Source organism: Pseudomonas sp. TH08, assembly GCF_016651275.1.
Lineage (GTDB): Bacteria > Pseudomonadota > Gammaproteobacteria > Pseudomonadales > Pseudomonadaceae > Aquipseudomonas.
Genome location: NZ_JAEKEE010000002.1, coordinates 694,342 through 719,116 on the forward strand (window position 1 = coordinate 694,342; position 24,775 = coordinate 719,116).

The window sequence follows — 24,775 nt, forward strand, 5'->3', positions numbered from 1 at the left end:
TCAAAAGATCGCAGCCTCGTTTCACTCGACAGCTCCTACAGGGAAGCATGTGCCGGGTGAAACCAATGTGGAGTCAGGCTGCTGGCTCCACAGAGGCCGATCAGGCTTCCGACTTGTTCGCCGCAGCCGCTTCAACAGCAGCCTTGATGGTGCTTTGCAGCGAGCCGTCAGCAGACATTTCGGTCATGATGTCGCTACCGCCGACCAGCTCACCACCCACCCACAGTTGTGGGAAAGTTGGCCAGTTAGCGTACTTTGGCAGGTTGGCGCGGATTTCCGGGTTCTGCAGGATGTCGACGTACGCAAACTTTTCGCCACACGCCATGACAGCCTGTGCAGCTTTCGCGGAGAAGCCACACTGTGGGGCATTCGGCGAACCTTTCATGTAAAGCAGAATGGTGTTGTTGGCAATCTGCTCTTTAATCGTTTCGATGATATCCATGGAGCACCTCGGCTGAACTTTCCGACTCATGGGTCGGCACGGTGGCGCATTGTAACGGAATCCCGAGCGCGCTGCTCGGTCTCCCCGACAGACATCCTCAAGCCGCCGCCACGGTCACCGGCACGCCATTCAACGCCGCGTTGCCCGACAACTCGTCGAGTTGGCATTCATCAGTCAGGTCATTGGCACTCGACCCCGGCTGGCCGCTGGCAATCGCCATCCTCACACCCGGACGCGCATGGCCCCAGCCGTGCGGCAGGCTGACCACGCCTTTCATCATGTCCAGGCTGCCAAGCACTTCCACCTCGATCTGGCCGACCCGCGAACTGACCCGCACCCACTGCCCATCACTGAGCCCACGGCTGGCGAGGTCATCCGGGTGCATCAGCAACTGATGACGCGGCTTGCCCTTCACCAGACGATGATAGTTGTGCATCCACGAATTGTTGCTGCGCACATGCCGGCGACCGATCATCAACAGTTCATCGGCGGCGGGCGCCTGCAATGCGGCGAAACGTGCAAGGTCAGCGAGGATCTCCGGCGGTGCAGCCTGGACACGCTGATCAGGGGTTTTGAGGCGCGCCGCCAGGTTCGGCTTCAACGCACCGAGGTCAATCCCATGGGGATGATCAAACAGGGTCGCCAGCGAGAGCTTTTGCTCCGAGCCGTCACCGTACAGCCCCATGCGCAGGCCCATGTCGATCATCTTGGCCGGCGGCATGGTCGGTTTCAGTTCCTTGTCGGTCTTCTCGGCGAACGCCTTGGCGAGGCCAACAAAGATCTCCCAGTCATGCAACGCACCTTCGGGCTTGGCGAGGATCGCTCGATTGAAGCGGGTAACGTTGCGCACCGCAAACAAGTTGAACGTGGTGTCGTAGTGATCGTTCTCCAGCGCCGAGGTCGACGGCAGAATCAGGTCGGCATAACGCGTGGTTTCGTTGATATACAGGTCAATGCTGAGCATGAACTCCAGGCCATCCAGCGCCTGCTCCAGTTGTCGCCCGTTCGGGGTCGACAACACCGGGTTGCCGGCCACGGTGATCAGCGCGCGGATCTGCCCTTCGCCTTCAGTGAGCATCTCTTCGGCCAGCGCCGAGACCGGCAACTCGCCGCCGTACTCGGGACGCCCGGAAACCCGACTTTGCCATTTGTTGAAATGCCCGCCCGACGTTGAAGCCACCAGATCCACCGCCGGCTCCGTGCACAGCGTCCCACCCACACGATCGAGGTTGCCGGTAACCAGATTGATCAACTGCACAACCCAATGGCACAGCGTGCCGAACGCCTGCGTCGACACGCCCATGCGCCCGTAACAAACCGCACTCGGCGCCGCGGCAAAGTCGCGGGCCAACTGACGAATCTGTTCAGCGGGAACGGCACACAACGGGCTCATCGCCTCGGCAGTAAACGTCGCCACTGCTGCACGCACTTCGTCCTGGCCCTCGACCGGCAGGTGACTGTCGCGCGTCAGGCCTTCGCTAAACAGCGTGTTGAGCAGCCCAAACAATAACGCCGCATCGCCACCGGGGCGCACAAACAGGTGCTGATCGGCCATCGCCGCCGTTTCGCTGCGCCGTGGATCGACCACCACGACTTTGCCGCCCCGAGCCTGAATGGCTTTCAGGCGCTTCTCAACGTCAGGCACGGTCATGATGCTGCCGTTGGATGCCAGCGGATTACCGCCGAGGATCAGCATGAAATCGGTGTGGTCGATGTCCGGAATCGGCAGCAGCAGGCCATGGCCGTACATCAGGTAACTGCTCAAGTGATGCGGTAACTGATCGACCGAGGTCGCGGAAAAGCGATTGCGCGTCCTCAGCAAGCCGAGGAAGTAATTGCTGTGGGTCATCAGCCCGTAGTTATGCACGCTCGGGTTGCCTTGATAGACCGCCACGGCGTTCTGTCCATGCCGCTCCTGAATCGCCGCCAATTTCTCCGCCACCAGCGCAAACGCATCGTCCCACGCGATCGGCAGCCATTCGCTGCCAACGCGGCGCATCGGCTGGCGCAGGCGATCCGGGTCATTCTGGATATCTTGAAGCGCTATGGCCTTGGGGCAGATGTGGCCACGACTGAAAGTGTCGAGCGCATCACCTTTGATCGAAGTGATCGCGACATTGCCGTCGGTTTCAGTGGTTTCGATGGTCAGCCCGCAAATGGCTTCGCACAGGTGGCAGGCACGGTGATGGAGAGTCTTGGTCATGGCCAGTCTCTGTCTTGTTCTGGACGGGCAATCACGCCCGCGGGAACAAAACTATGGCCCGAGTGCCGACACGACGCCAGCGACGTTCGTCTTGTGAATCGATGACTATCAGGTGAGCCGATAGACCGCCGCAATCAGCTTGAGGGCAACTGAGGGGGCGCCTGCAGCTGGATTTCCTGAATGGTTTCGATCTGCTCGTGAGCAACGTGTACGCCGGTGAGTTCGCCGATCAATCGCCAGTGTTCGTCGAGTCCGGCGCTGATGGTCGCCATGCGATCGATCATGTGGCGCCCGGCGGATTTGACCACTTCGTCTTCGCTGCGCAACAGTTCAAAAGACATTGAAGTGACTGAAGCGGTCAGATGGGTCAGTGAGCGAGCCGTGTGGCCCAGCAATTCCATTAACAGTTTTTCTTTCGATTCCATGCGGTGGGCTTCCTGCGTCGCTCGAAACTTATTTATAACTCAGCACTTTGCTTTAGCAAATGTTTCAGACTGAGCATCCGACCAAGTGATGGCATGGCGCCACGGTCGTAAACCGACTCAAGCGACCCGATCCCCGCCACACCGCATTGCCAAGCCCTGCGAGGCCAGTGTACAAAGAGGCTCGCTGCTGTGCTGAACCTGGCTTCAAATGCGTGACTGCAACATCATGTCCGCCCTCCGAATCCCGCAAAAACCGTAGCCTATTGGAAAAACGCGACATTTAGTGTCAATATCGCGCCTTCCCCTATTTCGTCGCCCCGTGCGGCTTACGCCGCAGGTCTCGCCCGTTGTTCCGTTAAACAAGGCTTTGAGCATCTGCGGTTTGTAGCAAAAGGTAGTCAATGATGAGCGCAAGGCACTTTCTCTCCCTGATGGATTGCACGCCCGAAGAGCTGGTCAGCGTGATCCGTCGAGGCGTTGAGCTCAAGGACCTGCGTAACCGCGGCGTACTGTTCGAGCCTCTGAAAAACCGCGTGCTGGGGATGATTTTCGAGAAATCCTCGACCCGCACGCGGATCTCGTTTGAAGCGGGCATGATCCAGCTCGGCGGCCAGGCGATCTTCCTTTCGCCGCGCGACACCCAACTGGGCCGTGGCGAGCCGATCGGCGACTGCGCCATCGTCATGTCGAGCATGCTCGACGCAGTGATGATCCGTACCTTTGCCCACAGCACCCTGACCGAATTCGCCGCCAACTCGCGCGTGCCAGTGATCAACGGCCTGTCCGATGACCTGCACCCGTGCCAGTTGCTGGCCGACATGCAGACATTCCTCGAGCACCGTGGCTCGATCCAGGGCAAAACCGTGGCCTGGATCGGCGACGGCAACAACATGTGCAACAGCTATATAGAAGCGGCGATCCAGTTCGACTTCCAGTTGCGCATCGCCTGCCCTGAAGGCTACGAGCCCAACCCTGAATTCGTCGCCAGGGCCGGCGACCGCGTGACCATCGTCCGCGATCCGCAGGACGCCGTGCGTGGCGCGCATCTGGTCAGCACCGATGTCTGGACTTCGATGGGCCAGGAAGAGGAAACTGCCAAGCGCCTCAAGCTGTTCGCGCCGTTCCAGGTCAATCGCGCCCTGCTCGACCTCGCTGCCGAGGACGTGCTGTTCATGCACTGCCTGCCCGCGCACCGTGGCGAAGAAATCAGCCTCGACCTGCTTGATGACCCGCGCTCCGTCGCCTGGGATCAGGCAGAAAACCGTCTCCACGCACAGAAGGCCCTGCTCGAGTTCCTCGTCGAACCGGCATATCACCACGCATGAGCCATGAATTACTGCTGAACCTGCGCAACCTCGCTTGCGGCTATCAAGATCAACGTGTGGTGCAGAACCTCAATCTGCACCTCAACGCCGGTGACATCGGCTGCCTGCTCGGCTCGTCCGGCTGCGGCAAAACCACGACGTTGCGCGCCATTGCCGGTTTCGAGCCGGTGCACGAAGGTGAAATCACGTTGGGCGGCGAAACCATTTCCAGCGCCGGTTTCACCCTCGCACCGGAGAAGCGCCGGATCGGCATGGTGTTTCAGGATTACGCGCTGTTCCCGCACCTCAGCGTCGCGGACAACATTGCATTCGGCATCCGCAAGCACCCGAACAAGGAGCGCGTTACCGAAGAGTTGCTCGAACTGGTCAACCTGAAAAACCTCGGCAAGCGCTTCCCCCACGAGTTGTCCGGCGGCCAACAGCAACGCGTCGCCCTCGCCCGCGCTCTGGCACCCGAGCCGCAATTGCTGTTGCTGGATGAGCCTTTCTCCAACCTCGATGGTGAATTGCGCCGCAAGCTCAGCCATGAGGTGCGCGACATCCTCAAGGCCCGTGGCACCAGTGCGATTCTGGTGACCCACGATCAGGAAGAAGCCTTTGCCGTGAGCGATCATGTCGGCGTCTTCAAGGAAGGTCGACTGGAGCAGTGGGACACGCCGTACAACCTGTATCACGAGCCAGCAACGCCTTATGTAGCGAGTTTTATCGGTCAGGGTTACTTCATTCGTGGCCAACTCGGCAGCCCGGAATCGGTGCAGACCGAACTGGGTGAACTGCGCGGCAACCGGGCCTATACGTGGCCGATTGGCGGGGCGGTGGATGTTTTGCTGCGCCCGGATGACATTGTTTATGCGCCGGACAGTGGGTTGAAGGCGCGAATTGTCGGCAAAACTTTCCTTGGGGCTTCGACGTTGTATCGCCTGCACTTGCCTACCGGCGCGCAGCTGGAGTCGATTTTCCCGAGCCATGCTGACCATCAGGTGGGTGCAGAGGTGGGGATTCGTGTCGCGGCCGAACATCTCGTGTTGTTCCAGGCCTCGGGCAGCACCGCAGCACAAATTCCGGCAGTGGAAAACGGCGTCCGCCGCTACAGCACTGCACTCTGATCCGTCCCGGATCAGAACTGTGGAGGGCTTTTGTGGCGAGGGATTTATCCCCGATGGGCTGCGCAGCAGCCCCAAAACCATTGCATGCGGAGCAACAGATGCTCCGCGATTGCAGGCTTAAGGGCCGCTTCGCAGCCCATCGGGGATAAATCCCCTCACCACAAAGGCTCACCCCTACCTAGCCCAATATTAGGGTGCCGCTCGCAACGAGCGTCGCATTGCCGCCGATCTTCACCCGCTCGCCTTCCAGCCGACAAAACAACTCCCCGCCCCGCGCCGAACGCTGGCACGCGGTCAGGCTCGACTTGCCCAGACGTTTCGACCAATACGGAATCAAGCTGCAATGGGTCGAACCAGTCACCGGGTCTTCATTGATGCCAATTGCCGGCGCGAAATAGCGCGAGACAAAATCATGCTGATTGCCGCGCGCCGTGACGATAGCGCCAAGCCAAGGCAGTTTGGCCAATGCAACCATGTCTGGTTGGCAATCGAGCACAGCCTGCTCCGACTCCAGCACCACAAACAATTCGTTGGACCCGAGCACATCCACGGCTTCGACGCCCAGCGCCCGCTCGACATCCAACGTCACGCCAATCTCCGAGGGCACGATTGACGGGAAGTCCAGCCACAAGCGGCCATCCTCACGGCTCACACTCAGCGGCCCGGACTTGCAGGTGAAGTCCAGACGCTCGGCCGTTTCCTTGTAGATCTCGAACAGCACATAAGCGCTGGCCAGCGTCGCGTGACCGCACAACGGCACTTCGGTGGTCGGCGTGAACCAGCGGATATGCCAGGCCGAACCTTCCCGCACCAAAAAGGCAGTTTCCGCCAGATTGTGTTCGGCGGCGATCTTCTGCATCAACTCGTCCGCGAGCCACGCGTCGAGCCGATACACCATCGCCGGATTGCCGCTGAATGGCCGATCACTGAATGCGTCGACCTGATGAAAATCAAGCTGCATAACTTACTCCCTCAGTCAGTCGGCAGAGCATGCAGCGCTGCTCGGATCAACGCCAGTGACAGAACCCGCCAATTTTCTTCATACAGCCGAGGTTATTCTCATGCGCGACCAATGTCGGCGAATTCGGCCTGGGTATGCTCGGCCAGCACAGCAGGAGCCAATTCGACTTCCAGGCCACGTCGACCGGCGCTGACATAAATAGTCGCAAAGGCCTGAGCGGAATTATCAATGAAGGTACGCAGACGTTTCTTCTGACCCAGCGGACTGATGCCCCCCAACAAATAACCGGTGGAGCGCTGGGCCGCCGCCGGGTCCGCCATCTCGACTTTTTTCACCCCTGCCGCGTGAGCCAGACCTTTGAGGTCGAGACTTCCGACGACCGGCACCACTGCCACCAGCAATTCGCCTTTCTCACTGGCCGCGAGCAGCGTCTTAAACACCTGCGCAGGCTCCAGCGCGAGTTTTTCCGCGGCCTCCAGCCCGTAGGACGCGGCCTTCGGGTCATGTTCGTAACTGTGCACGCGATGTTCGGCACGAACTTTTTTCAACAAGTCCAACGCAGGGGTCATGGCAGCTCCAGGCTCGGCAGTGGCAGAAAAATCCTGCGCCGGATTCTAGGCGATCAGATAACAAAAGGCTCTAGTCCAGCGCCGCGTTTCCCGCGGCCTGCAGCCTTTTCAGAAGATCGATAATCGGCCCTCGTCGAGGATCATTCACAGCGCCAATAGTTTTATTGTGACCGATGGTTCACTTTCGACCTTTGACAGGTTTGTTTCTTGTCTATATTTTTTCGAATCTGAATAATGTAAAAATTATCATCATTGCAGCACCCAGCAGTAAACCGGGAACAGGATGGGGATCCTGCCCCGGGGAAAATCGCGCCCTGCCCTGACGGCATCGCGCCAGACAACAACAAAAAACGAGGTTTTCAATGACAACTGCTTTACAGCAACCATCGCTCTCGGGCCAATGCATGGCCGAGTTTCTGGGTACTGCACTCCTGATCTTTTTTGGTACCGGCTGTGTCGCCGCGCTCAAAGTCGCGGGTGCCAGCTTCGGCCTTTGGGAAATCAGCATCATCTGGGGCGTCGGCGTGAGCATGGCGATCTACCTCACCGCAGGCGTTTCCGGCGCGCATCTGAACCCGGCCGTGAGCATCGCGCTGACAATCTTCGCCGACTTCGAAAAGCGCAAACTGCCCTTCTACATTCTTTCGCAGGTGGCTGGCGCCTTCTGCGGTGCGCTGTTGGTTTACACGCTGTACAGCAATCTGTTCTTCGATTACGAACAAACTCACCAAATGGTGCGTGGCTCGGCCGCCAGCCTTGAGTTAGCGTCGGTGTTCTCCACTTTCCCGAATCCGGTGCTGTCCACCGCTCAGGCGTTCCTGGTCGAGATGATCATCACCGCCATCCTGATGGGCGTGATCATGGCCCTGACCGACGACAACAACGGCTTGCCGAAAGGCCCGATGGCACCACTGCTGATTGGTTTGCTGATCGCGGTGATTGGCAGTTCGATGGGCCCTCTGACCGGTTTTGCGATGAACCCGGCACGTGATTTCGGTCCGAAACTGATGACTTTCTTTACTGGCTGGGGTGAAATTTCCTTCACCGGCGGCCGTGATATTCCGTACTTCCTGATTCCGATTTTTGCACCGATTGTCGGTGCCTGCCTCGGCGCTGCCGGGTATCGCGGGCTCATCGCCCGTCACCTGACCGGCGCCACACCTGCTACAAAGGATGCAGAACCGGCCATTGACGGCAAACCAAGAACTTCTTGAAACAGCCGGCGCGGGTTTCTGCCAATCCGAGCCTGCGCCACGGCCCACTCTCCCTTATTTCGTCCAAGGCAATCGACATGACCGACATTCAGAATAAGAACTACATCATTGCCCTCGATCAGGGTACGACCAGCTCACGCGCGATCATTTTTGACCGCGATGCGAACGTGGTCTGCACCGCGCAGCGCGAATTCGCCCAGCACTATCCGCAAGCCGGTTGGGTCGAACATGACCCGATGGAAATCTTCGCCACCCAGAGCGCCGTGATGGTTGAGGCGCTGGCCCAGGCGGGTCTGCATCATGATCAGGTCGCTGCCATCGGCATCACCAACCAGCGTGAAACCACCGTAGTCTGGGACAAGACCACCGGCCGCCCTGTCTACAACGCGATCGTCTGGCAGTGCCGCCGCAGCACCGAGATCTGCCAGCAGCTCAAGCGCGACGGCCACGAAGACTACATCCGAGACACCACCGGCCTGGTCACCGACCCGTACTTCTCCGGCACCAAACTCAAGTGGATCCTCGACAACGTCGAAGGCAGCCGCGAACGTGCGCGCAACGGCGAACTGCTGTTCGGCACCGTTGATAGCTGGCTGATCTGGAAATTCACCGGCGGCAAAGTTCACGTCACCGACTACACCAACGCCTCGCGCACCATGCTCTTCAACATTCACTCGCTGGAGTGGGATTCGAAGATGCTGGAGATCCTCGATATCCCGCGCGAGATGCTTCCGGAAGTCAAAGCCTCCTCGGAAATCTATGGTCGCACCAAGAGCGGCATCGCCATCGGCGGTATCGCTGGCGACCAGCAAGCGGCACTGTTCGGCCAGATGTGCGTCGAGCCGGGTCAGGCGAAAAACACCTACGGCACCGGTTGCTTCCTGCTGATGAACACCGGCGACAAAGCGGTGAAATCCCAGCACGGCATGCTCACAACCATCGCTTGCGGCCCGCGTGGCGAAGTGGCTTATGCACTGGAAGGCGCGGTATTCAACGGCGGTTCGACCGTGCAGTGGCTGCGCGATGAACTGAAGATCATCAACGACGCTCACGACACCGAATACTTCGCCAGCAAGGTCAAGGACAGCAATGGCGTGTACCTGGTGCCGGCCTTCACCGGTCTGGGCGCTCCCTACTGGGACCCGTATGCCCGTGGCGCGCTGTTCGGCCTGACTCGCGGCGTGCGCGTTGATCACATCATCCGCGCCGCGCTGGAATCGATCGCCTACCAGACTCGTGACGTCCTCGACGCCATGCAACAGGACTCCGGCGAACGCCTCAAAGCCCTGCGCGTGGACGGCGGCGCGGTAGCGAACAACTTCCTCATGCAGTTCCAGGCCGACATCCTCGGCACCCAGGTCGAGCGCCCGCAAATGCGCGAAACCACAGCACTGGGTGCGGCCTATCTGGCCGGTCTGGCGTGCGGCTTCTGGGGCAGCCTGGAAGAACTGCGCGGCAAGGCAGTGATCGAGCGCGAGTTCGAGCCGAGCCTGGACGAAGTCGAGAAAGAGAAACTGTACAAAGGCTGGAAAAAAGCCGTCAGCCGTACCCGTGACTGGGCGCGTGAAGACGCTGAATAAGCCAACCTTAGGACTGGCTAAAGCGGTCCAAACAGCGTGAAAGCGTAGCGAGCGAAGGCAAGCCAAGGCAAAAACAGGCGAGGACGCGGAGTTTACGGGTTTGTAAATGAGCAGTCCGAGCCTGTTTTTAACGCAGGATGGCCGAGCGCAGTAGCTTTCACGTTGTTTGGAAACTGGTCGGGAGCGGATTCCTGCGGCATCATGGGCAAATTTTGCACGGCAGCCCAAAGGAAGCCCCATGAATCTGCCTCCCCGTCAGCAGCAAATCCTCGAGCTGGTCCGCGAACGCGGCTATGTGAGCATCGAGGAAATGGCCACGCTGTTCGTTGTTACCCCGCAAACCATCCGCCGCGACATCAATCAGCTCGCGGAAGCCAATTTACTGCGTCGCTACCATGGCGGCGCGGCCTACGACTCCAGCGTCGAAAACACCGCTTATGCGATGCGCGCCGATCAGATGCGCGATGAAAAACAACGCATCGGTGAAGCCATCGCCGCGCAGATCCCCGACCACGCCTCGTTGTTCATCAACATCGGCACCACCACCGAATCGATTGCCCGCGCCCTGCTCAATCACAATCACCTGAAGATCATCACCAACAACCTGCACGTGGCGTCGATGCTTAGCGCCAAGGATGATTTCGACGTGCTGTTGACCGGCGGCAATGTGCGCCGCGATGGTGGCGTGGTCGGTCAGGCGAGCGTGGATTTCATTAATCAGTTCAAGGTTGATTTCGCGCTGGTCGGGATTAGCGGGATTGATGAAGACGGCAGTCTGCTCGACTTCGATTATCAGGAAGTACGGGTTTCCCAAGCGATCATTGCCAATGCACGGCAGGTGATTCTGGCGGCGGACTCGAGCAAGTTCGGACGTAATGCGATGATTCGACTTGGGCCGATCAGTCTGATTGATTGCCTGGTGACCGATCAGCAGCCGGTGCCGGCGCTGGCGCAATTGTTGAGCCAGCACAAGATTCGCCTCGAAGTCGTTTAACCCCGTTCAACATTCCCCTGTGGCGAGGGGATTTATCCCCGATGGGCTGCGAAGCAGTCCCAAAACCACCCAATGCGGTGTGCCTGATACCCCACGGTAGTTGATTGAGGGGCCGCTACGCGGCCCATCGGGGATAAATCCCCTCGCCACAATGGCTCCTCTTCACCACTAATGTTCGAAAATTTTCCTTTTTTTGATCTTCGATGAGTTTTTTCAATCGAACGCGACTGGCTGTGCGCGTCTTTATGGGCTACCATTTTCGCAAATGAACATTAATGTTCGATTTCCAATATAGAAAATCAAAAGAGCCCGAGGCCAGCCGATGTCCACCTCTACCTTGCGTACGCCCCCACTCTCCGAGATCTACGATATCGCCGTGATCGGTGGCGGGATCAATGGTGTCGGGATCGCAGCGGATGCCGCCGGTCGCGGTCTTTCGGTGTTCCTTTGCGAAAAGGACGATCTGGCCAGCCACACCTCGTCGGCCAGCAGCAAGCTGATCCACGGTGGCCTGCGCTACCTCGAACATTACGAATTCCGTCTGGTACGTGAAGCGCTGGCCGAGCGCGAAGTGCTGCTGGCCAAGGCGCCGCACATCGTCAAGCCAATGCGTTTCGTGCTGCCGCACCGTCCGCATCTGCGTCCGGCGTGGATGATTCGTGCCGGCCTGTTCCTCTATGACAACCTCGGCAAGCGCGAAAAACTGCCAGGTTCGAAAAGCCTCAAGTTTGGCGCCGACAGCGCACTGAAAAGCGAAATCAAGAAAGGCTTCGAATACTCCGACTGCTGGGTCGACGACGCCCGCCTCGTGGTACTCAACTCCATGGCCGCCCGGGAAAAAGGCGCCCACGTGCACACCCAAACCCGTTGCGTCAGCGCCCGTCGCGCCAAAGGTCTGTGGCACCTGAACCTGGAACGTGCCGACGGCAGCCTGTTTTCGATCACTGCCAAAGCGTTGGTGAATGCTGCCGGCCCATGGGTCGCCAAGTTCATCCGTGATGACCTGAAGATGGAATCGCCGTACGGCATCCGTCTGATTCAGGGCAGCCACATCATCGTGCCGAAACTGTACGAAGGTGATCACGCGCACATTCTGCAAAATGAAGATCAGCGCATCGTTTTCACTATTCCGTACCTGAACCACTTCACCCTGATCGGTACCACCGACCGTGAATACACTGGTGATCCGGCGAAAGTGGCAATCACCGACGGCGAAACCGATTACCTGCTGAAAGTGGTCAACGCCCACTTCAAGAAACAGATCAGCCGCGACGACATTCAGCACAGCTACTCGGGCGTACGTCCACTGTGCAACGACGAATCCGACAACCCGTCGGCTGTCACCCGCGATTACACCCTGGCACTGTCGGGCAGTACGGAAGAAGCGCCGCTGCTGTCAGTGTTCGGCGGCAAGTTGACCACCTACCGCAAACTCGCCGAGTCGGCGATGGCGCAGTTGATGCCGTTCTTCACCCAGATGCGCCCGAGCTGGACCGCGACGGCGACCCTGCCGGGCGGCGAAGACATGACCACACCGCAGGCCTTGAGCGCGCTGATCCGCGACAAGTTCGACTTCGTGCCAACCGAGATTGCCCGTCGCTGGTCTACCACGTACGGCAGCCGCACCTGGCGCATGCTCGAAGGTGTCGAGACCCTTGCCGACATGGGCGAACACGTTGGCGGCGGGCTCTATACCCGTGAAGTCGATTACCTGTGCAGCGAAGAGTGGGCGACCACGGCGCACGACATTCTGTGGCGCCGTAGCAAGTTGGGGTTGTTCACTACGCCGGCAGAGCAAGATAAGTTGGCCGCATACCTGGGTCAGGTCGAACAGAACCGTAGCAAGATCGAAGCGGCGTGATTTGAACATTGCTTAAACGAAAGCCCCTGAATCGCAAGGTTCAGGGGCTTTTTTATGGACTGAACCTAACCCTGTGGCGAGGGGATTTATCCCCGATGGGGCGCGCAGCGCCCCCTCCTTCAAATAAATGCAAAAGCGAGGACTGCTGCGCAGTCCATCGGGGCGGTGCGACGTTTCGCTAAATCCCCTCGCCACAAGGTATGTGCCGTTCACAAAAAACAATGGTCGGCGTCAGCTCCCCAGATGCAGCAGCAGAAAATCAATAAACACCCGCGACTTGTGCGGCAAGTGCGCCGTGTTGGGAAACACCACATTGATCGAGCGCAGCGGTAACGAATACTCCGGCAACAATCGGATCAACCGTCCACTGGCAAGGTCATCCTCGATCAACCACTTCGGCAGCACCGAGACGCCGAGTGAAGAAAGCGCCATCGAGCGCATCGCCGCCGAAGAATTGGTTTCGAAGTGATGCACACCGCTGACCTCGACGCCCTGCCCTCGCTCATCGCGCATTAGCCACTGAGTCGGCGTCTGCAAATTGCTGTTGGCGATCCATGGCACACCACTCAGGTCCTGTGGCTCGCGCACCGGATGACGGCCGAGAAATTCCTCGGTGGCGACCAGGACGATTTCATAGTCAGCGATCTTGCGGCTCTTGAACGCCGAATCCGCCAGTCGGCCCAGACGAATCACCAGATCAAGCTTCTCCGCCACCAGGTCATTCAATGAAGAGTTGACGTGGTAGCTCAGCCTGATCTGCGGATAGGTCTGCAAAAACAACGGGATCAGCGGCAGGATGTATTTCTCGCCGTACTCACTGGTCGAACTGATCCGCAACTTGCCAGACACCCGGTTACTGCCCTTCAAGACGTTATCAAAGGCACTGTCGATGTCCGCGACGATTTCCTTGAACTCGTTGTAGAAGCTCTGACCGGTCTCCGTCAGCGCTACCGATCGGGTCGTGCGGATCAGCAGCGTGGTGGCCAACGCCTCTTCCAGCGCCTTGATGTGCAGGCTGGCCATCGCCCTGCTGATATTCAGGTAATCCGCAGCCTTGGTGAACGACCCCAGATCGACGATCGCGAGAAACGTCTGGACCCGATTCAAATGCCCGTGCATGGCGCCCTGATTCACTGTCAAATCCCTTCAAACATTGTGTTCAGCCCCATTGCATCGACGCCCGGAGTCTATCGCCCCTAAGCTCGCCGACAAAGGGGAAACACCATGGGTTATCGCTACAAGGTCGCGTCGATCTTCCTGATCGGCTTTTTCATCGACTGCATCAATATCTTCATGTCGGCCGTGGCCTTGCCCAGCCTGTCGGCAACGCTGCACGTCAGCAGCTCGTCCGTGGCGTGGGTCGCCAACGCCTACATTCTCGGACTGACCCTGATCATTCCCGTGAGCACCTGGCTGGCCGCGCGTTTTGGCAGCCGGGAGGTTCTCACCGCTTCAATGCTGCTGTTCAGCCTGGCGGTGTGGATGTGCGGGCTGGCGAACAGTTTCGCGGAACTGGTGATCTGGCGTTTCGTGCAAGGCATTGGTGGCGGTCTGTTGATACCGGTCGGGCAGGCGCTGACGTTCAATCTGTTTCAGGGTGAGCAGCGAGCGAAAATCTCCACGCTGGTGATGGCCGTTGCGCTGATTGCTCCGGCGATTTCACCGACGGTTGGCGGTCTCATCGTCGACAGCAGCTCATGGCGCTGGGTGTTTTACAGCAATGTGCCGTTCTCGCTGATCGCCGCCGGGTTGTCGTGGTGGTGGATCAAGGAAGCAAAACCAACTCACTTGCCACGTCCGGACATCAAAGGCCTGCTGCTGGTGAGCGCGGCACTCGCCAGCCTGCTGCTGGGCATGTCGCTATATGGCGGCGACTCCCGAACATGGCTGGCCATGGCCTGCATCGCAGCAGGCCTGCTGTTTATCGGGCTGTACCTGCGCCATTACCGCCAGTCGCGCCACGCGATCATCGACCTGAGCCTGCTCAACAGCACAAAGCTCAGTACGTCGATCTTCATCTATTACGCGATTCCCGGCGTGTTCACCGGGGTCAATCTGCTGAGCATGTTCTTCCTGCAGAACACCCTGCATTTCAGCGCCCGGCTGACCGGAACATTCATGATCGTCTATGCCATCGGTGCGTTCATCGCGATGACGATCAGCGGCCGGGTCTACAACCGCGTCGGCGCCAGGCGCCTGTTCACCCTCGGCATGCTGCTGCACAGCGGCGGCATCGTCACCCTGACGCGGGTGAATGCACCGACCGATCTGTGGCTGATCGTTATCGCCTACAGCCTGATGGGCATTGGCGGCGGCATCGGCGCCAACACCGCGCAAACCACTTCACTGATGGATTTCAACGGCAGCGATACACACAAGGCCAGTGTGATCTGGAACATCAACAGGCAGTTGTCGTTCAGCCTCGGCGCTGCACTGTTTCTGATGATCTTCAACCTGCTGCTCAAACCGTTCGACAGCCCCTCGGCCTACCACGCGACGTTTGCGATTGCGGCGCTGGTCGGGCTGTTCCCGCTATTTTTGATGAGTCAATTGAACCCTGCAAAGGCAAACCATGAACAACCACCCGATTGAACAAGCGCAACACAGCATTCACCACGTGCATGAATTGATTCATCGCGTGTTTAACGATACCGACGGCAGCGGCGCAGCCACCATCGAACCGCTGATGGACGCCTTCGCCAAGCACTTCAGCATGGTCACCACCGCGGGGGTGACGGTTGATCGAGCGCAGGTCGAACAGCTGTTCAGGAGAAACGTGGGTGGCAGGCCGGGGCTTGAGATCGTCATCAACGATCTGCACACCGTCTGGCAGGAAGGCGAGACGATTGCGCTGAGCTATACCGAAACCCATCGTCAGGGCGAACACCTCAGCTCACGTGTCTCGGTGGCGATTCTGCGCATTCGGGCAGAACACGTTGAGTGGCAGTACCTGCATGAAACTGCCTTCACTGCACACAAAGGCTGAAAGCTCGTTCGGTTTTCCGAACGCGACTTCCCGGTCGATTCGGTAAACCGGATCAGTTATGCCCAAACAAACCATCACAAAACTTTAATAACGTTATAAATCATCCACTTAACTACATCAGACTGGTCTGGCACGACTCATGCTCTACACTCTCTCGACGAATGCCTGCTGTGCCAACACTTCAGGAGCCGTCAGGCATTCGAAGCACAAAAGGGCCGACGAACTGGCTCCATAAAAAAAACAATTCGAGGAAAATTTGATGCGCATCGTTCCCCATATCCTGGGCGCAGCCATTGCTGCCGCTCTGATCAGCACGCCAGTTTTCGCCGCCGAGCTCACCGGCACCCTGAAGAAGATCAAAGAGTCGAACACCATCACTCTGGGTCATCGCGACGCCTCTATTCCTTTTTCCTACATCGCTGATGCGTCCGGCAAACCGGTCGGCTACTCCCACGACATCCAGCTGGCCATCGTCGAAGCGATCAAGAAAGACCTCGACCTGCCAAACCTGCAGGTCAAATACAACCTGGTAACCTCGCAAACCCGTATCCCGCTGGTGCAGAACGGCACCGTGGACGTCGAGTGCGGTTCCACCACCAACAACGTCGAGCGTCAGCAACAAGTTGACTTCTCCGTTGGCATCTTCGAAATCGGTACCCGTCTTCTGTCCAAGAAAGACTCCAAGTACAAGGATTTCGATGACCTGAAAGGCAAGAACGTCGTGACCACCGCCGGCACCACGTCCGAGCGCATCCTCAAGGCGATGAATGCCGACAAGCAGATGGGCATGAACGTCATTTCCGCCAAAGACCACGGTGAGTCCTTCCAGATGCTGGAATCGGGTCGTGCCGTTGCGTTCATGATGGACGACGCCCTGCTGGCTGGCGAAGCTGCCAAAGCCAAAAAGGCTGATGACTGGGCCGTGACCGGTACTCCTCAGTCCTATGAAATCTACGGCTGCATGGTGCGCAAAGGCGACGAGCCGTTCAAAAAGGCTGTCGATGACGCCATCGTGGCGACCTACAAGTCGGGCGCGATCAACAAGATCTACGAAAAATGGTTCATGCAGCCGATTCCGCCAAAAGGCCTGAACCTGAACTTCCCGATGAGCGACGAGCTCAAGAAGCTGATCGCCGAGCCGACCGACAAAGCGGCCGACGACAAGAAAGCCTGATTTCTGACTAACCTTATCTCCTGAAGGGGCGCCGCCCTTTCAGGAGCTTGTCACTCCCTGCTGGTACTTTTTGGAAACACTCGAACCGGTGGCTGTCGAGCCGATCGCGTGTGCCTGATCCTCAAGATCAGGTGGGAATGGATCTTCCCCAGGCGGGCACTTGTACATCGATCGAATCGAGGGGAGACCCTAATGAATTACAACTGGGACTGGGGCGTTTTCTTCAAGTCCACCGGCGTGGGCAGCGAGACCTATCTCGACTGGTTCATCTCCGGTCTGGGCTGGACCATTGCCATCGCCATCGTGGCCTGGATCATCGCCCTGCTGCTGGGCTCGATACTGGGCGTCATGCGCACCGTGCCGAACCGCCTCGTGGCGGGCATTGCGACTTGCTACGTCGAGCTGTTCCGTAACGTGCCGCTACTGGTTCAGCTGTTCATCTGGTACTTCCTGGTGCCCGACCTGCTGCCGCCGGATCTGCAAGAGTGGTACAAGCAGGATCTCAACCCGACCACCTCGGCCTACCTGAGCGTTGTCGTGTGCCTTGGCCTGTTCACCGCCGCACGGGTCTGCGAACAAGTGCGCACCGGTATCCAGGCGCTGCCGCGTGGCCAGGAATCGGCCGCCCGCGCCATGGGCTTCAAGCTGCCGCAGATCTACTGGAACGTGCTGCTGCCCCAGGCCTACCGGATCATCATTCCGCCGCTTACCTCGGAATTTTTGAACGTGTTCAAAAACTCCTCCGTGGCCTCGCTGATCGGTCTGATGGAATTGCTCGCGCAAACCAAACAGACTGCCGAGTTCTCGGCCAACCTGTTCGAAGCCTTCACCCTGGCGACCCTGATCTACTTCACCCTGAACATGAGCCTGATGCTGCTGATGCGCGTGGTCGAGAAGAAAGTTTCCGTGCCCGGCCTGATCTCCGTGGGGGGTAAATAATGGAATTCGATTTCAGTGGCATCGTCCCGGCCATTCCCGGTTTGTGGAATGGCATGGTGATGACCCTCAAGCTGATGGCCATGGGCGTGGTCGGCGGGATTATTCTCGGCACCATTCTCGCGCTGTGTCGTCTGTCGCATAACAAACTGCTGTCCAGACTGGCCGGCGCGTACGTCAACTATTTCCGCTCGATCCCGTTGCTGCTGGTGATCACATGGTTCTATCTGGCAGTGCCGTTCGTGCTGCGCTGGATCACCGGCGAAGACACCCCGATTGGCGCGTTCACCTCGTGCATCGTGGCGTTCATGATGTTCGAAGCGGCGTATTTCTGCGAAATCGTCCGGGCCGGCGTGCAGTCGATTCCCAAGGGCCAGATGGGCGCAGCCCAAGCGCTGGGCATGAGCTACGGCCAGATGATGCGTCTGATCATCCTGCCGCAAGCGTTCCGCAAGATGACCCCGCTGTTGTTACAGCAGAGCATCATTTTGTTCCAGGACACCTCGCTGGTTTACACCGTGGGCCTGGTCGACTTCCTCAACGCCTCGCGCGCCAGTGGCGACATCATTGGCCGCTCGAATGAGTTCCTGATCTTCGCAGGTCTCGTGTACTTCACAATCAGCTTTGCCGCCTCGCTGCTGGTCAAGCGTCTGCAAAAAAGGTTTGCCGTATGATCTCTATCAAGAACATCAACAAGTGGTATGGCGACTTCCAGGTACTGACTGATTGCAGCACCGAGGTCAAAAAAGGCGAAGTGATCGTGGTCTGCGGCCCGTCCGGTTCGGGCAAATCGACCCTGATCAAATGCGTCAACGCGCTGGAGCCGTTCCAGAAAGGCGACATCGTCGTCGACGGCACCTCGATTGCCGACCCGAAAACCAACCTGCCGAAACTGCGTTCGCGCGTCGGCATGGTGTTCCAGCATTTCGAGCTGTTCCCGCACCTGACCATCACCGAAAACCTGACCATCGCGCAGATCAAGGTGTTGGGCCGCAGCAAGGAAGAGGCGACCAAGAAAGGTCTGCAACTGCTTGAGCGCGTAGGCCTGTCGGCGCATGCCCACAAGCATCCGGGGCAACTGTCCGGTGGTCAGCAACAGCGTGTGGCGATTGCCCGTGCGCTGGCGATGGACCCGATCGTCATGCTGTTCGACGAACCGACTTCTGCGCTCGACCCCGAGATGGTCAACGAAGTGCTCGACGTGATGGTGCAACTGGCCCACGAAGGCATGACCATGATGTGCGTGACCCACGAAATGGGCTTTGCGCGCAAAGTGGCCGACCGGGTGATTTTCATGGACGCCGGCAAGATCATCGAAGACTGCCCGAAAGAGGAATTCTTCGGCGACATCAACGCCCGCTCCGAACGCGCGCAGCACTTCCTCGAGAAAATCCTGCAGCACTAAAAGCAACTCCCCGCCCCCGGCTATGGGGGCGGGCTGATTGACAATGAGTCCCTTGTGGCGAGGGGATTCATCCCCGATGGGCTGCGAAGCGGCCCCCTGCATTCCAAAGTCAAACCGCGTGCAATGGTTTGACGACTGCTTCGCAGCCGATCGGGGATAAATCCCCTCACCACAGGTTCCGCGCTCGACCAAACCAGCGTGCTGTCCGCAGCAGCGCTGGTTGACCCAAGGCATCTGTGATGAAATGCGACCCCAATCTCTATCGCGCCGCGCCGCCATCACTTGCCGTGAAGCCCCGTCTGATTCGTCATTTGTTCCTGCCGCCGCTGATTATCATCCTGATGGTCGGATTGGGTTATGCCGGCTTCTTGATCAGTGAACACTTTGGCATTCGCAGCCTCAGTGAAAACGGCCAGCGCCAGCTTGAACTGAACGCCCGCGCGGTCGAAAGCGAGATCAGCAAATACACCTACCTGCCCAGCCTGCTGGAACTCGAAACGAGTGTGCCGCAGTTGCTGGCCGACCCGACCCCGGAGCACCGGCAAACGGTCAACGATTACCTTGAAGGCCTGAACCGGCGCAGCCGCAGTCGGGCCATCTACGTGATGGACACCACTGGCCGCGTCATGGCCACCAGCAACTGGCGCGATGTCGACAGTTACCTCGGTGAAGACCTGTCCTTCCGTGCCTACTTTCAAAAAGCCATACGCGGCGAACCCGGACGTTTCTACGGCATCGGCAGCACCAACGGCGAGCCCGGCTACTACCTCGCCCACGGTCTCGAAGAGCACGGCAAGATCGTCGGCGTCGCCGTGGTCAAGGTGCGCCTCGAAGCCATGGAAGAACGCTGGCAGCGGGCGCGCCTTGAAGCCTTCGTCAGCGACGAAAACGGCATCATCATTCTCTCCAGCGACCCTGCCCGCCGACTCAAGTCAGTGGTTCCGCTGAGCGAAGAAACCAAAGAAAAACTCGCCCGCAGCCTGCAGTACTACTGGTTTCCGCTCAACGAACTGCAACCGCTGGCCCGCGAAACGTTGTCCGAAGGCGTGGAGAAACTCACGTTTCCGGCCAACAGCGAAGTGCAGTCGGACGAGGACGACATCAGCTATCTGGCGCAGACCCGGCCGCTGAGTGATACACCGTGGAATTTCACTCTGCTGACGCCGTTGCAGGATCTGCGCCGCGAGGCGATCAACCAAGGCATTCTGGTCGCCGTCGCCTTTGCGCTGGTGGCGTTCCTGCTGATCGCCTGGAACGAGCGGCGCAAGGTCATCGCCACCCGCCTCGCCGCCCGCGAAGCCTTGCAGGAAGCCAACAATCAACTGGAACGTCGGATTACCGAACGCACCACCGACCTGCGCGCCAGCAACGAGCGGCTGAAGAGCCAGATCCGCGAACGCCGTCAGGCCGAAGAGACCTTGCGCCGTGCTCAGGATGAGCTGGTGCAGGCCGGCAAGCTCGCCGCCATCGGCCAGATGTCGACCAGCATCGCCCACGAATTGAACCAGCCACTGGCGGCAATGCGCACCTTGTCTGGCAACACCATTCGTTTTCTTGAGCGCGGCCAGCTCGACATCGCCAGTACCAACCTGAAGACCATCAACGAACTGATCGACCGCATGGGCCGAATCACCGCCAGCCTGCGCTCGTTTGCCCGGCGCGGTGACAATCACGGTCAGGCCAGCCTCGGCAAAGCCGTGGACGCCGCGCTGCAACTGCTCGGCGCACGGCTGGAGCACTCGCCGCTGCAAATTCACCGGCAATTTATCGATGTGCAATTGCTGATCGACCAGACACGCCTCGAACAGATTTTGATCAACCTGATCGGCAACGCCCTCGACGCCATGCAGGCGCAGCCGCACCCGGAACTGTGGCTGGAGGGCGAAGAGTTCAACGGCAAATACCGCCTGCGCGTGCGCGACAACGGCCACGGCGTCGATGCCGAAGCGCGCAAGCATTTGTTCGAGCCGTTCTTCACCACAAAACCCGGTGAGCAAGGCCTGGGCCTTGGCCTGACCCTTTCTGCCAGCCTCGCGGCCGCCACCGGCGGGCATCTGGGTGTCGAACACCCGGCCAGCGGTGGCACCACCTTCGTCCTCAGTTTACCGTTGGTAAGCCCTACTCCTGCCGAGCCAATATGAACCCCGACCTTAGTGTGCTGATCGTCGAAGACGACCCCCATGTGCTGCTCGGCTGCCAACAGGCGCTGACCCTTGAAGACATTCCCTGCGTCGGCGTCGGCAGTGCCGAGGAGGCGCTGGAGAAGGTCGGCGACAACTTTGCCGGCATCGTCATCAGTGACATTCGCCTGCCGGGCATCGATGGCCTGGAACTGCTGACGCGTCTCAAGCAACGCGATCGCAGCCTGCCGGTGGTGTTGATCACCGGCCACGGCGACATTTCCATGGCCGTAGGCGCGATGCAGAAAGGCGCCTACGACTTCATGGAAAAACCGTTCTCACCGGAACGTCTGGTCGATGTCGCACGGCGCGCGCTGGAGCAACGCAGCCTGGCTCGCGAAGTGTCGTCGTTGCGTCGGCAACTGGCCGAGCGTGATTCCCTTGAAGGACGCATCATCGGCCGTTCGCCGGCGATGCAGAACCTGCGCGAGCTGATCGCCAACGTCGCCGACACTTCGGCTAACGTGTTGATCGAAGGTGAAACCGGCACCGGCAAAGAACTGGTCGCGCGTTGTCTGCACGATTTCAGTCGCCGCCACAGCAAGCAGTTCGTCGCACTGAACTGCGGCGGTCTGCCGGAAAACCTTTTCGAAAGTGAAATTTTCGGCCACGAAGCCAACGCCTTTACCGGCGCTGGCAAACGCCGGATCGGCAAGATTGAACACGCCGACGGCGGCACGCTGTTCCTCGACGAAGTGGAAAGCATGCCGCTGCCCTTGCAGATCAAACTGCTGCGCGTGTTACAGGAGCGCACCCTCGAACGCCTCGGTTCGAACCAAAGCGTGGCGGTCGATTGCCGGGTGATTGCGGCGACCAAGTCCGACCTCGACGAATCGAGCAAGGCCGGCGAATTCCGCAGCGACTTGTACTATCGCCTCAACGTGGTGACGCTGGAACTGCCACCGTTGCGCGAGCGCCGCGAAGACATCCTGCAACTGTTCGAACACTTCACACAGCAATCGGCGCTGCGTTTTGACCGCGCCTTGCCGGACCTGGACAACCAGACGCTATCCAACCTGATGAGCCACGACTGGCCGGGCAACGTGCGAGAACTGCGCAACGTCGCCGAACGCTTTGCCCTTGGCCTGCCGGCGTTCAAAAAGTCCGGTGCCAACAGCGGCGGACAAGGCCTGGGCTTTGCCGAAGCGGTGGAAGCGTTCGAGCGCAACCTGCTCAGCGACGCCCTGCAACGCAGCGGCGGCAACCTGACCCAGGCGAGTCTTGAGTTGGGCATGGCCAAGACCACGCTGTTCGACAAAGTCAAAAAATACGGCCTGAGCCATTAAGCGAGAACCACGTGGATCTGTTTTTCAAAGCCTTGCTGGGCGCAGCGGTGGTACTGATCATCGCGGCGCTGTCGAAGACCAAAAACTATTACATCGCGGGATTGGTGCCGTTGTTTCCGACGTTTGCGCTGATTGCACATTACATCGTCGGCAAGGGACGTTCGATTGAGGATTTGAAGACCACGATCGTGTTCGGGATGTGGTCGATCATTCCGTATTTTGTGTATCTGGCGACGTTGTACGTGATGGTGGATCGGATGCGGCTGGAAGCTTCGTTGGCCGTCGCGGCCGTCGCGTGGTTGATGGCCGCCACTGTGCTCGTCACCGTTTGGGTACGAGTTCACGCATGACTGTTGTCAAGACCTCAATCAATATGCACAGATCTATTTATTTATTGCAGTCATCAACTGTTAATTTCCCGTCACAATTATTGTATTTGCCAACCACACTGATCGGTACCAATAAACCTTCATAAACGATTGATGTATTCACATGGGTAGTTGAAAATTCACCCCTTTTACTCTCCGACCAATCATCGGTGGGTGATGTACCGGCCTTCGGACAGGAAATACTTGTAAACCTGCATTGATCATTAGGCTCATCCGAGATAGTGGATGAAATACAGCTATGATTTGCGCTATTGCTTTTCCAGGCTGTTTGACAAGGTGTATCAGGTTTTGGCTTGCCACTGGCCTCCCACGCTGCCACTTCAGCTGCCTCTGCAGCCTTCTCCTTCTCCCAGGCGGCCTGCTGATCGTCAAACTCGTCGGCAATGGCAAAGCCGGCATTCAGTGAAAATATCGCAACAAGTGCTAAAACAACGAAACCATCGCATTGGCGCTTCATTTTTATTCTCCGCATTATCAATCCCGCTTAGCGGGAACATAAGCCAAGAATATGTTGACGACTTGCCTTTAGCCACTGTCAGAAATTACAGGTTGAAAGACTCATTACGAATATCAAAAGATCCTTTGATTCAATTTAACCCAAATACAGCTACTGACTTGCAGAGCACAAGCTCGTTAACAACTAATAGATCACAGGCTGTTTATTACAAAAGGCCAGTGCCCATTACCGGCTCAATCTGCGCCCAATGCGAAGTGTCTTCTCGGTGCTGCTGCAAATACGGCAACACCGCCGCCAATAACGGTTCCTTGAACGCCTCTTGAAAACGATGCGCCAGCCCCGGAATCAGCTTCAATTGACTGCCGCGGATATGCGCTGCCAGGTGCACACCGTGCATCACCGGCAGCAACGGATCCGCCGTGCCGTGCACCACCAGCGTCGGCACGCGCAACTGGTTAAGCAATGCCACCCGGCTCGGTTCGGCGAGGATCGCCATGATCTGCCGCTTCACGCCTTCCGGATTGAACGCGCGGTCATACGACAATGCCGCTTGATGCAGCAATGCCTGGCGGTCATCCGTCACCGACGGGCTACCCAGCGCCGCCAGCAGATCAGCTTGCTGCTCCAGCGCAACTTCGCGATTCGGCGCGCCGCGACGGGATAGCAGTTGCACCAACGCGGCACTCGGTGCCGGCAGGCCTTCAGCGCCGGAGGTGGTCATGATCAGCGTCAGGCTCTCGACCCGCTGCGGCGCCATCGCCGCCATGTGCTGGGCGATCATCCCGCCCATGCTCGCGCCGAGGACATGAAACTGCTCGACGTGCAGCGCCGACATCAGGCCCAGCGCGTCGTTGGCCATGTCAGTCAGGCTGTACGGCGCCGCCACCGGCAGCCCAAGTTTGTAGCGCAGCACTTCAAAGGTCAGATTGGCCTCAAGCGGGGCCTGGCGCCAGGTCGACAGACCGACATCGCGGTTGTCATAACGGATCACCCGAAAGCCCTGCTGACACAGCGCGACTACCACCTCATCCGGCCAGTGAATCAATTGCCCGCCCAGGCCCATCACCAGCAGCAACGCCGGATCCGACGCGCGACCAATACTCTGATAAGCGATGCTGACTTGTTGCAGATCGACGTGCTCGGTCGGCACGTTGACATCGCAACGCGCTGCCGCCATCGACGGCGCACCGAACAAAAGCGCGGCCAACATGGCCGCGACTGATAAAAACACCTTGTGCATGAAAAACACCGAAACGCAGAACCCCAGTAGAGCGCGAGTCTG

At 58.7% G+C, this 24,775-nt stretch carries 23 protein-coding genes; 15 read left to right on the forward strand and 8 right to left on the reverse strand.

The window, feature by feature from the left end:
- Positions 1-100: 100 nt before the first annotated feature.
- From grxD to plzR, 3 genes are all read right to left on the reverse strand, one after another.
- Positions 101-442, reverse strand: coding sequence for a Grx4 family monothiol glutaredoxin (gene grxD, locus JFT91_RS12830; RefSeq protein ID WP_042560740.1), 342 nt, complete (start codon positions 440-442; stop codon positions 101-103).
- Between the two features lie 97 nt (positions 443-539).
- Entirely contained in the window at positions 540-2,645 is a 2,106-nt protein-coding gene (locus tag JFT91_RS12835; RefSeq protein WP_201232570.1) for a molybdopterin oxidoreductase family protein, read from the reverse strand.
- A 134-nt stretch (positions 2,646-2,779) separates the two neighbouring features.
- Positions 2,780-3,070 carry a PlzR type 4 pili assembly inhibitor gene (gene plzR, locus JFT91_RS12840; protein ID WP_201232571.1) on the reverse strand — a complete coding sequence of 97 codons (291 nt, stop codon included), beginning with the start codon at positions 3,068-3,070 and terminating at the stop codon, positions 2,780-2,782.
- A gap of 404 nt (positions 3,071-3,474) precedes the next feature.
- Between plzR and argF the strand changes: the two genes are divergently transcribed.
- Positions 3,475-4,395, forward strand: a complete 921-nt coding sequence (argF, locus tag JFT91_RS12845) for an ornithine carbamoyltransferase (protein WP_201228339.1) — start codon at positions 3,475-3,477, stop codon at positions 4,393-4,395.
- Positions 4,392-5,501 carry an ABC transporter ATP-binding protein gene (locus JFT91_RS12850; protein WP_201228340.1) on the forward strand — a complete coding sequence of 370 codons (1,110 nt, stop codon included), beginning with the start codon at positions 4,392-4,394 and terminating at the stop codon, positions 5,499-5,501. Before argF ends, JFT91_RS12850 begins: the two co-directional genes overlap by 4 nt.
- Before the next feature lie 178 nt (positions 5,502-5,679).
- Here the strand turns inward: JFT91_RS12850 and JFT91_RS12855 are convergent, their stop codons facing one another.
- Together JFT91_RS12855 and ybaK are read right to left on the reverse strand one after the other, a co-directional pair.
- Positions 5,680-6,462, reverse strand: a complete 783-nt coding sequence (locus JFT91_RS12855) for a PhzF family protein (protein WP_201232572.1) — start codon at positions 6,460-6,462, stop codon at positions 5,680-5,682.
- Between the two features lie 98 nt (positions 6,463-6,560).
- Positions 6,561-7,031 (reverse strand): Cys-tRNA(Pro) deacylase, encoded by a 471-nt coding sequence (ybaK, locus tag JFT91_RS12860; RefSeq protein WP_201228342.1) that lies wholly within the window; start codon positions 7,029-7,031, stop codon positions 6,561-6,563.
- Positions 7,032-7,393: 362 nt separating this feature from the next.
- On the opposite strand from ybaK, the gene JFT91_RS12865 reads away from it, so the two are divergent.
- From JFT91_RS12865 to glpD, 4 genes are all read left to right on the forward strand, one after another.
- The gene (locus JFT91_RS12865) at positions 7,394-8,245 is read left to right on the forward strand and encodes an MIP/aquaporin family protein (protein ID WP_201228343.1); all 852 of its coding nucleotides are present in this window, start codon (positions 7,394-7,396) and stop codon (positions 8,243-8,245) included.
- Positions 8,246-8,322: 77 nt separating this feature from the next.
- Complete coding sequence (glpK, locus tag JFT91_RS12870; protein WP_201146917.1) at positions 8,323-9,825, forward strand: glycerol kinase GlpK; 1,503 nt, start codon at positions 8,323-8,325, stop codon at positions 9,823-9,825.
- Between the two features lie 238 nt (positions 9,826-10,063).
- The gene (locus JFT91_RS12875) at positions 10,064-10,819 is read left to right on the forward strand and encodes a DeoR/GlpR family transcriptional regulator (RefSeq protein ID WP_007916700.1); all 756 of its coding nucleotides are present in this window, start codon (positions 10,064-10,066) and stop codon (positions 10,817-10,819) included.
- A 322-nt stretch (positions 10,820-11,141) separates the two neighbouring features.
- On the forward strand, positions 11,142-12,680 hold the full coding sequence (glpD, locus tag JFT91_RS12880; protein ID WP_201232573.1) for a glycerol-3-phosphate dehydrogenase: 1,539 nt from the start codon (positions 11,142-11,144) through the stop codon (positions 12,678-12,680).
- A gap of 231 nt (positions 12,681-12,911) precedes the next feature.
- Here glpD and JFT91_RS12885 read toward each other — a convergent pair whose 3' ends face one another.
- Positions 12,912-13,799, reverse strand: a complete 888-nt coding sequence (locus tag JFT91_RS12885; protein WP_201232645.1) for a LysR family transcriptional regulator — start codon at positions 13,797-13,799, stop codon at positions 12,912-12,914.
- 105 nt (positions 13,800-13,904) lie between these two features.
- On the opposite strand from JFT91_RS12885, the gene JFT91_RS12890 reads away from it, so the two are divergent.
- The 9 genes from JFT91_RS12890 to JFT91_RS12930 all read left to right on the forward strand — a co-directional run bounded on the left by JFT91_RS12890 (position 13,905) and on the right by JFT91_RS12930 (position 22,997).
- Entirely contained in the window at positions 13,905-15,272 is a 1,368-nt protein-coding gene (locus tag JFT91_RS12890; protein ID WP_201232574.1) for an MFS transporter, read from the forward strand.
- The gene (locus tag JFT91_RS12895) at positions 15,253-15,666 is read left to right on the forward strand and encodes a DUF4440 domain-containing protein (protein ID WP_201232575.1); all 414 of its coding nucleotides are present in this window, start codon (positions 15,253-15,255) and stop codon (positions 15,664-15,666) included. Before JFT91_RS12890 ends, JFT91_RS12895 begins: the two co-directional genes overlap by 20 nt.
- Before the next feature lie 259 nt (positions 15,667-15,925).
- Positions 15,926-16,840 carry a glutamate/aspartate ABC transporter substrate-binding protein gene (locus tag JFT91_RS12900; protein WP_201146919.1) on the forward strand — a complete coding sequence of 305 codons (915 nt, stop codon included), beginning with the start codon at positions 15,926-15,928 and terminating at the stop codon, positions 16,838-16,840.
- A gap of 192 nt (positions 16,841-17,032) precedes the next feature.
- Complete coding sequence (locus JFT91_RS12905) at positions 17,033-17,779, forward strand: amino acid ABC transporter permease (protein WP_201228345.1); 747 nt, start codon at positions 17,033-17,035, stop codon at positions 17,777-17,779.
- Positions 17,779-18,450: an amino acid ABC transporter permease gene (locus tag JFT91_RS12910; RefSeq protein WP_201146921.1), complete on the forward strand. Its 672-nt coding sequence runs from the start codon at positions 17,779-17,781 to the stop codon at positions 18,448-18,450. The genes JFT91_RS12905 and JFT91_RS12910 overlap by 1 nt, the downstream gene beginning before the upstream one ends.
- Positions 18,447-19,181, forward strand: a complete 735-nt coding sequence (locus tag JFT91_RS12915) for an amino acid ABC transporter ATP-binding protein (protein WP_007927141.1) — start codon at positions 18,447-18,449, stop codon at positions 19,179-19,181. The genes JFT91_RS12910 and JFT91_RS12915 overlap by 4 nt, the downstream gene beginning before the upstream one ends.
- 239 nt (positions 19,182-19,420) lie before the next feature.
- Entirely contained in the window at positions 19,421-21,322 is a 1,902-nt protein-coding gene (gene aauS, locus JFT91_RS12920) for a two-component sensor histidine kinase AauS (protein WP_201228346.1), read from the forward strand.
- A complete protein-coding gene (aauR, locus tag JFT91_RS12925) occupies positions 21,319-22,647 on the forward strand; it encodes a two-component response regulator AauR (protein WP_201228347.1) in 1,329 nt (442 codons plus the stop codon). The genes aauS and aauR overlap by 4 nt, the downstream gene beginning before the upstream one ends.
- A gap of 11 nt (positions 22,648-22,658) precedes the next feature.
- Positions 22,659-22,997 (forward strand): GlpM family protein, encoded by a 339-nt coding sequence (locus JFT91_RS12930; protein ID WP_201232576.1) that lies wholly within the window; start codon positions 22,659-22,661, stop codon positions 22,995-22,997.
- Positions 22,998-23,034: 37 nt separating this feature from the next.
- On the opposite strand, the gene JFT91_RS12935 is transcribed toward JFT91_RS12930, so the two are convergent.
- Both JFT91_RS12935 and JFT91_RS12940 read right to left on the reverse strand, forming a co-directional pair.
- Complete coding sequence (locus tag JFT91_RS12935) at positions 23,035-23,493, reverse strand: hypothetical protein (RefSeq protein WP_201232577.1); 459 nt, start codon at positions 23,491-23,493, stop codon at positions 23,035-23,037.
- 205 nt (positions 23,494-23,698) lie between these two features.
- The gene (locus tag JFT91_RS12940; RefSeq protein WP_201232578.1) at positions 23,699-24,733 is read right to left on the reverse strand and encodes an alpha/beta fold hydrolase; all 1,035 of its coding nucleotides are present in this window, start codon (positions 24,731-24,733) and stop codon (positions 23,699-23,701) included.
- Between the last annotated feature and the right edge of the window lie 42 nt (positions 24,734-24,775).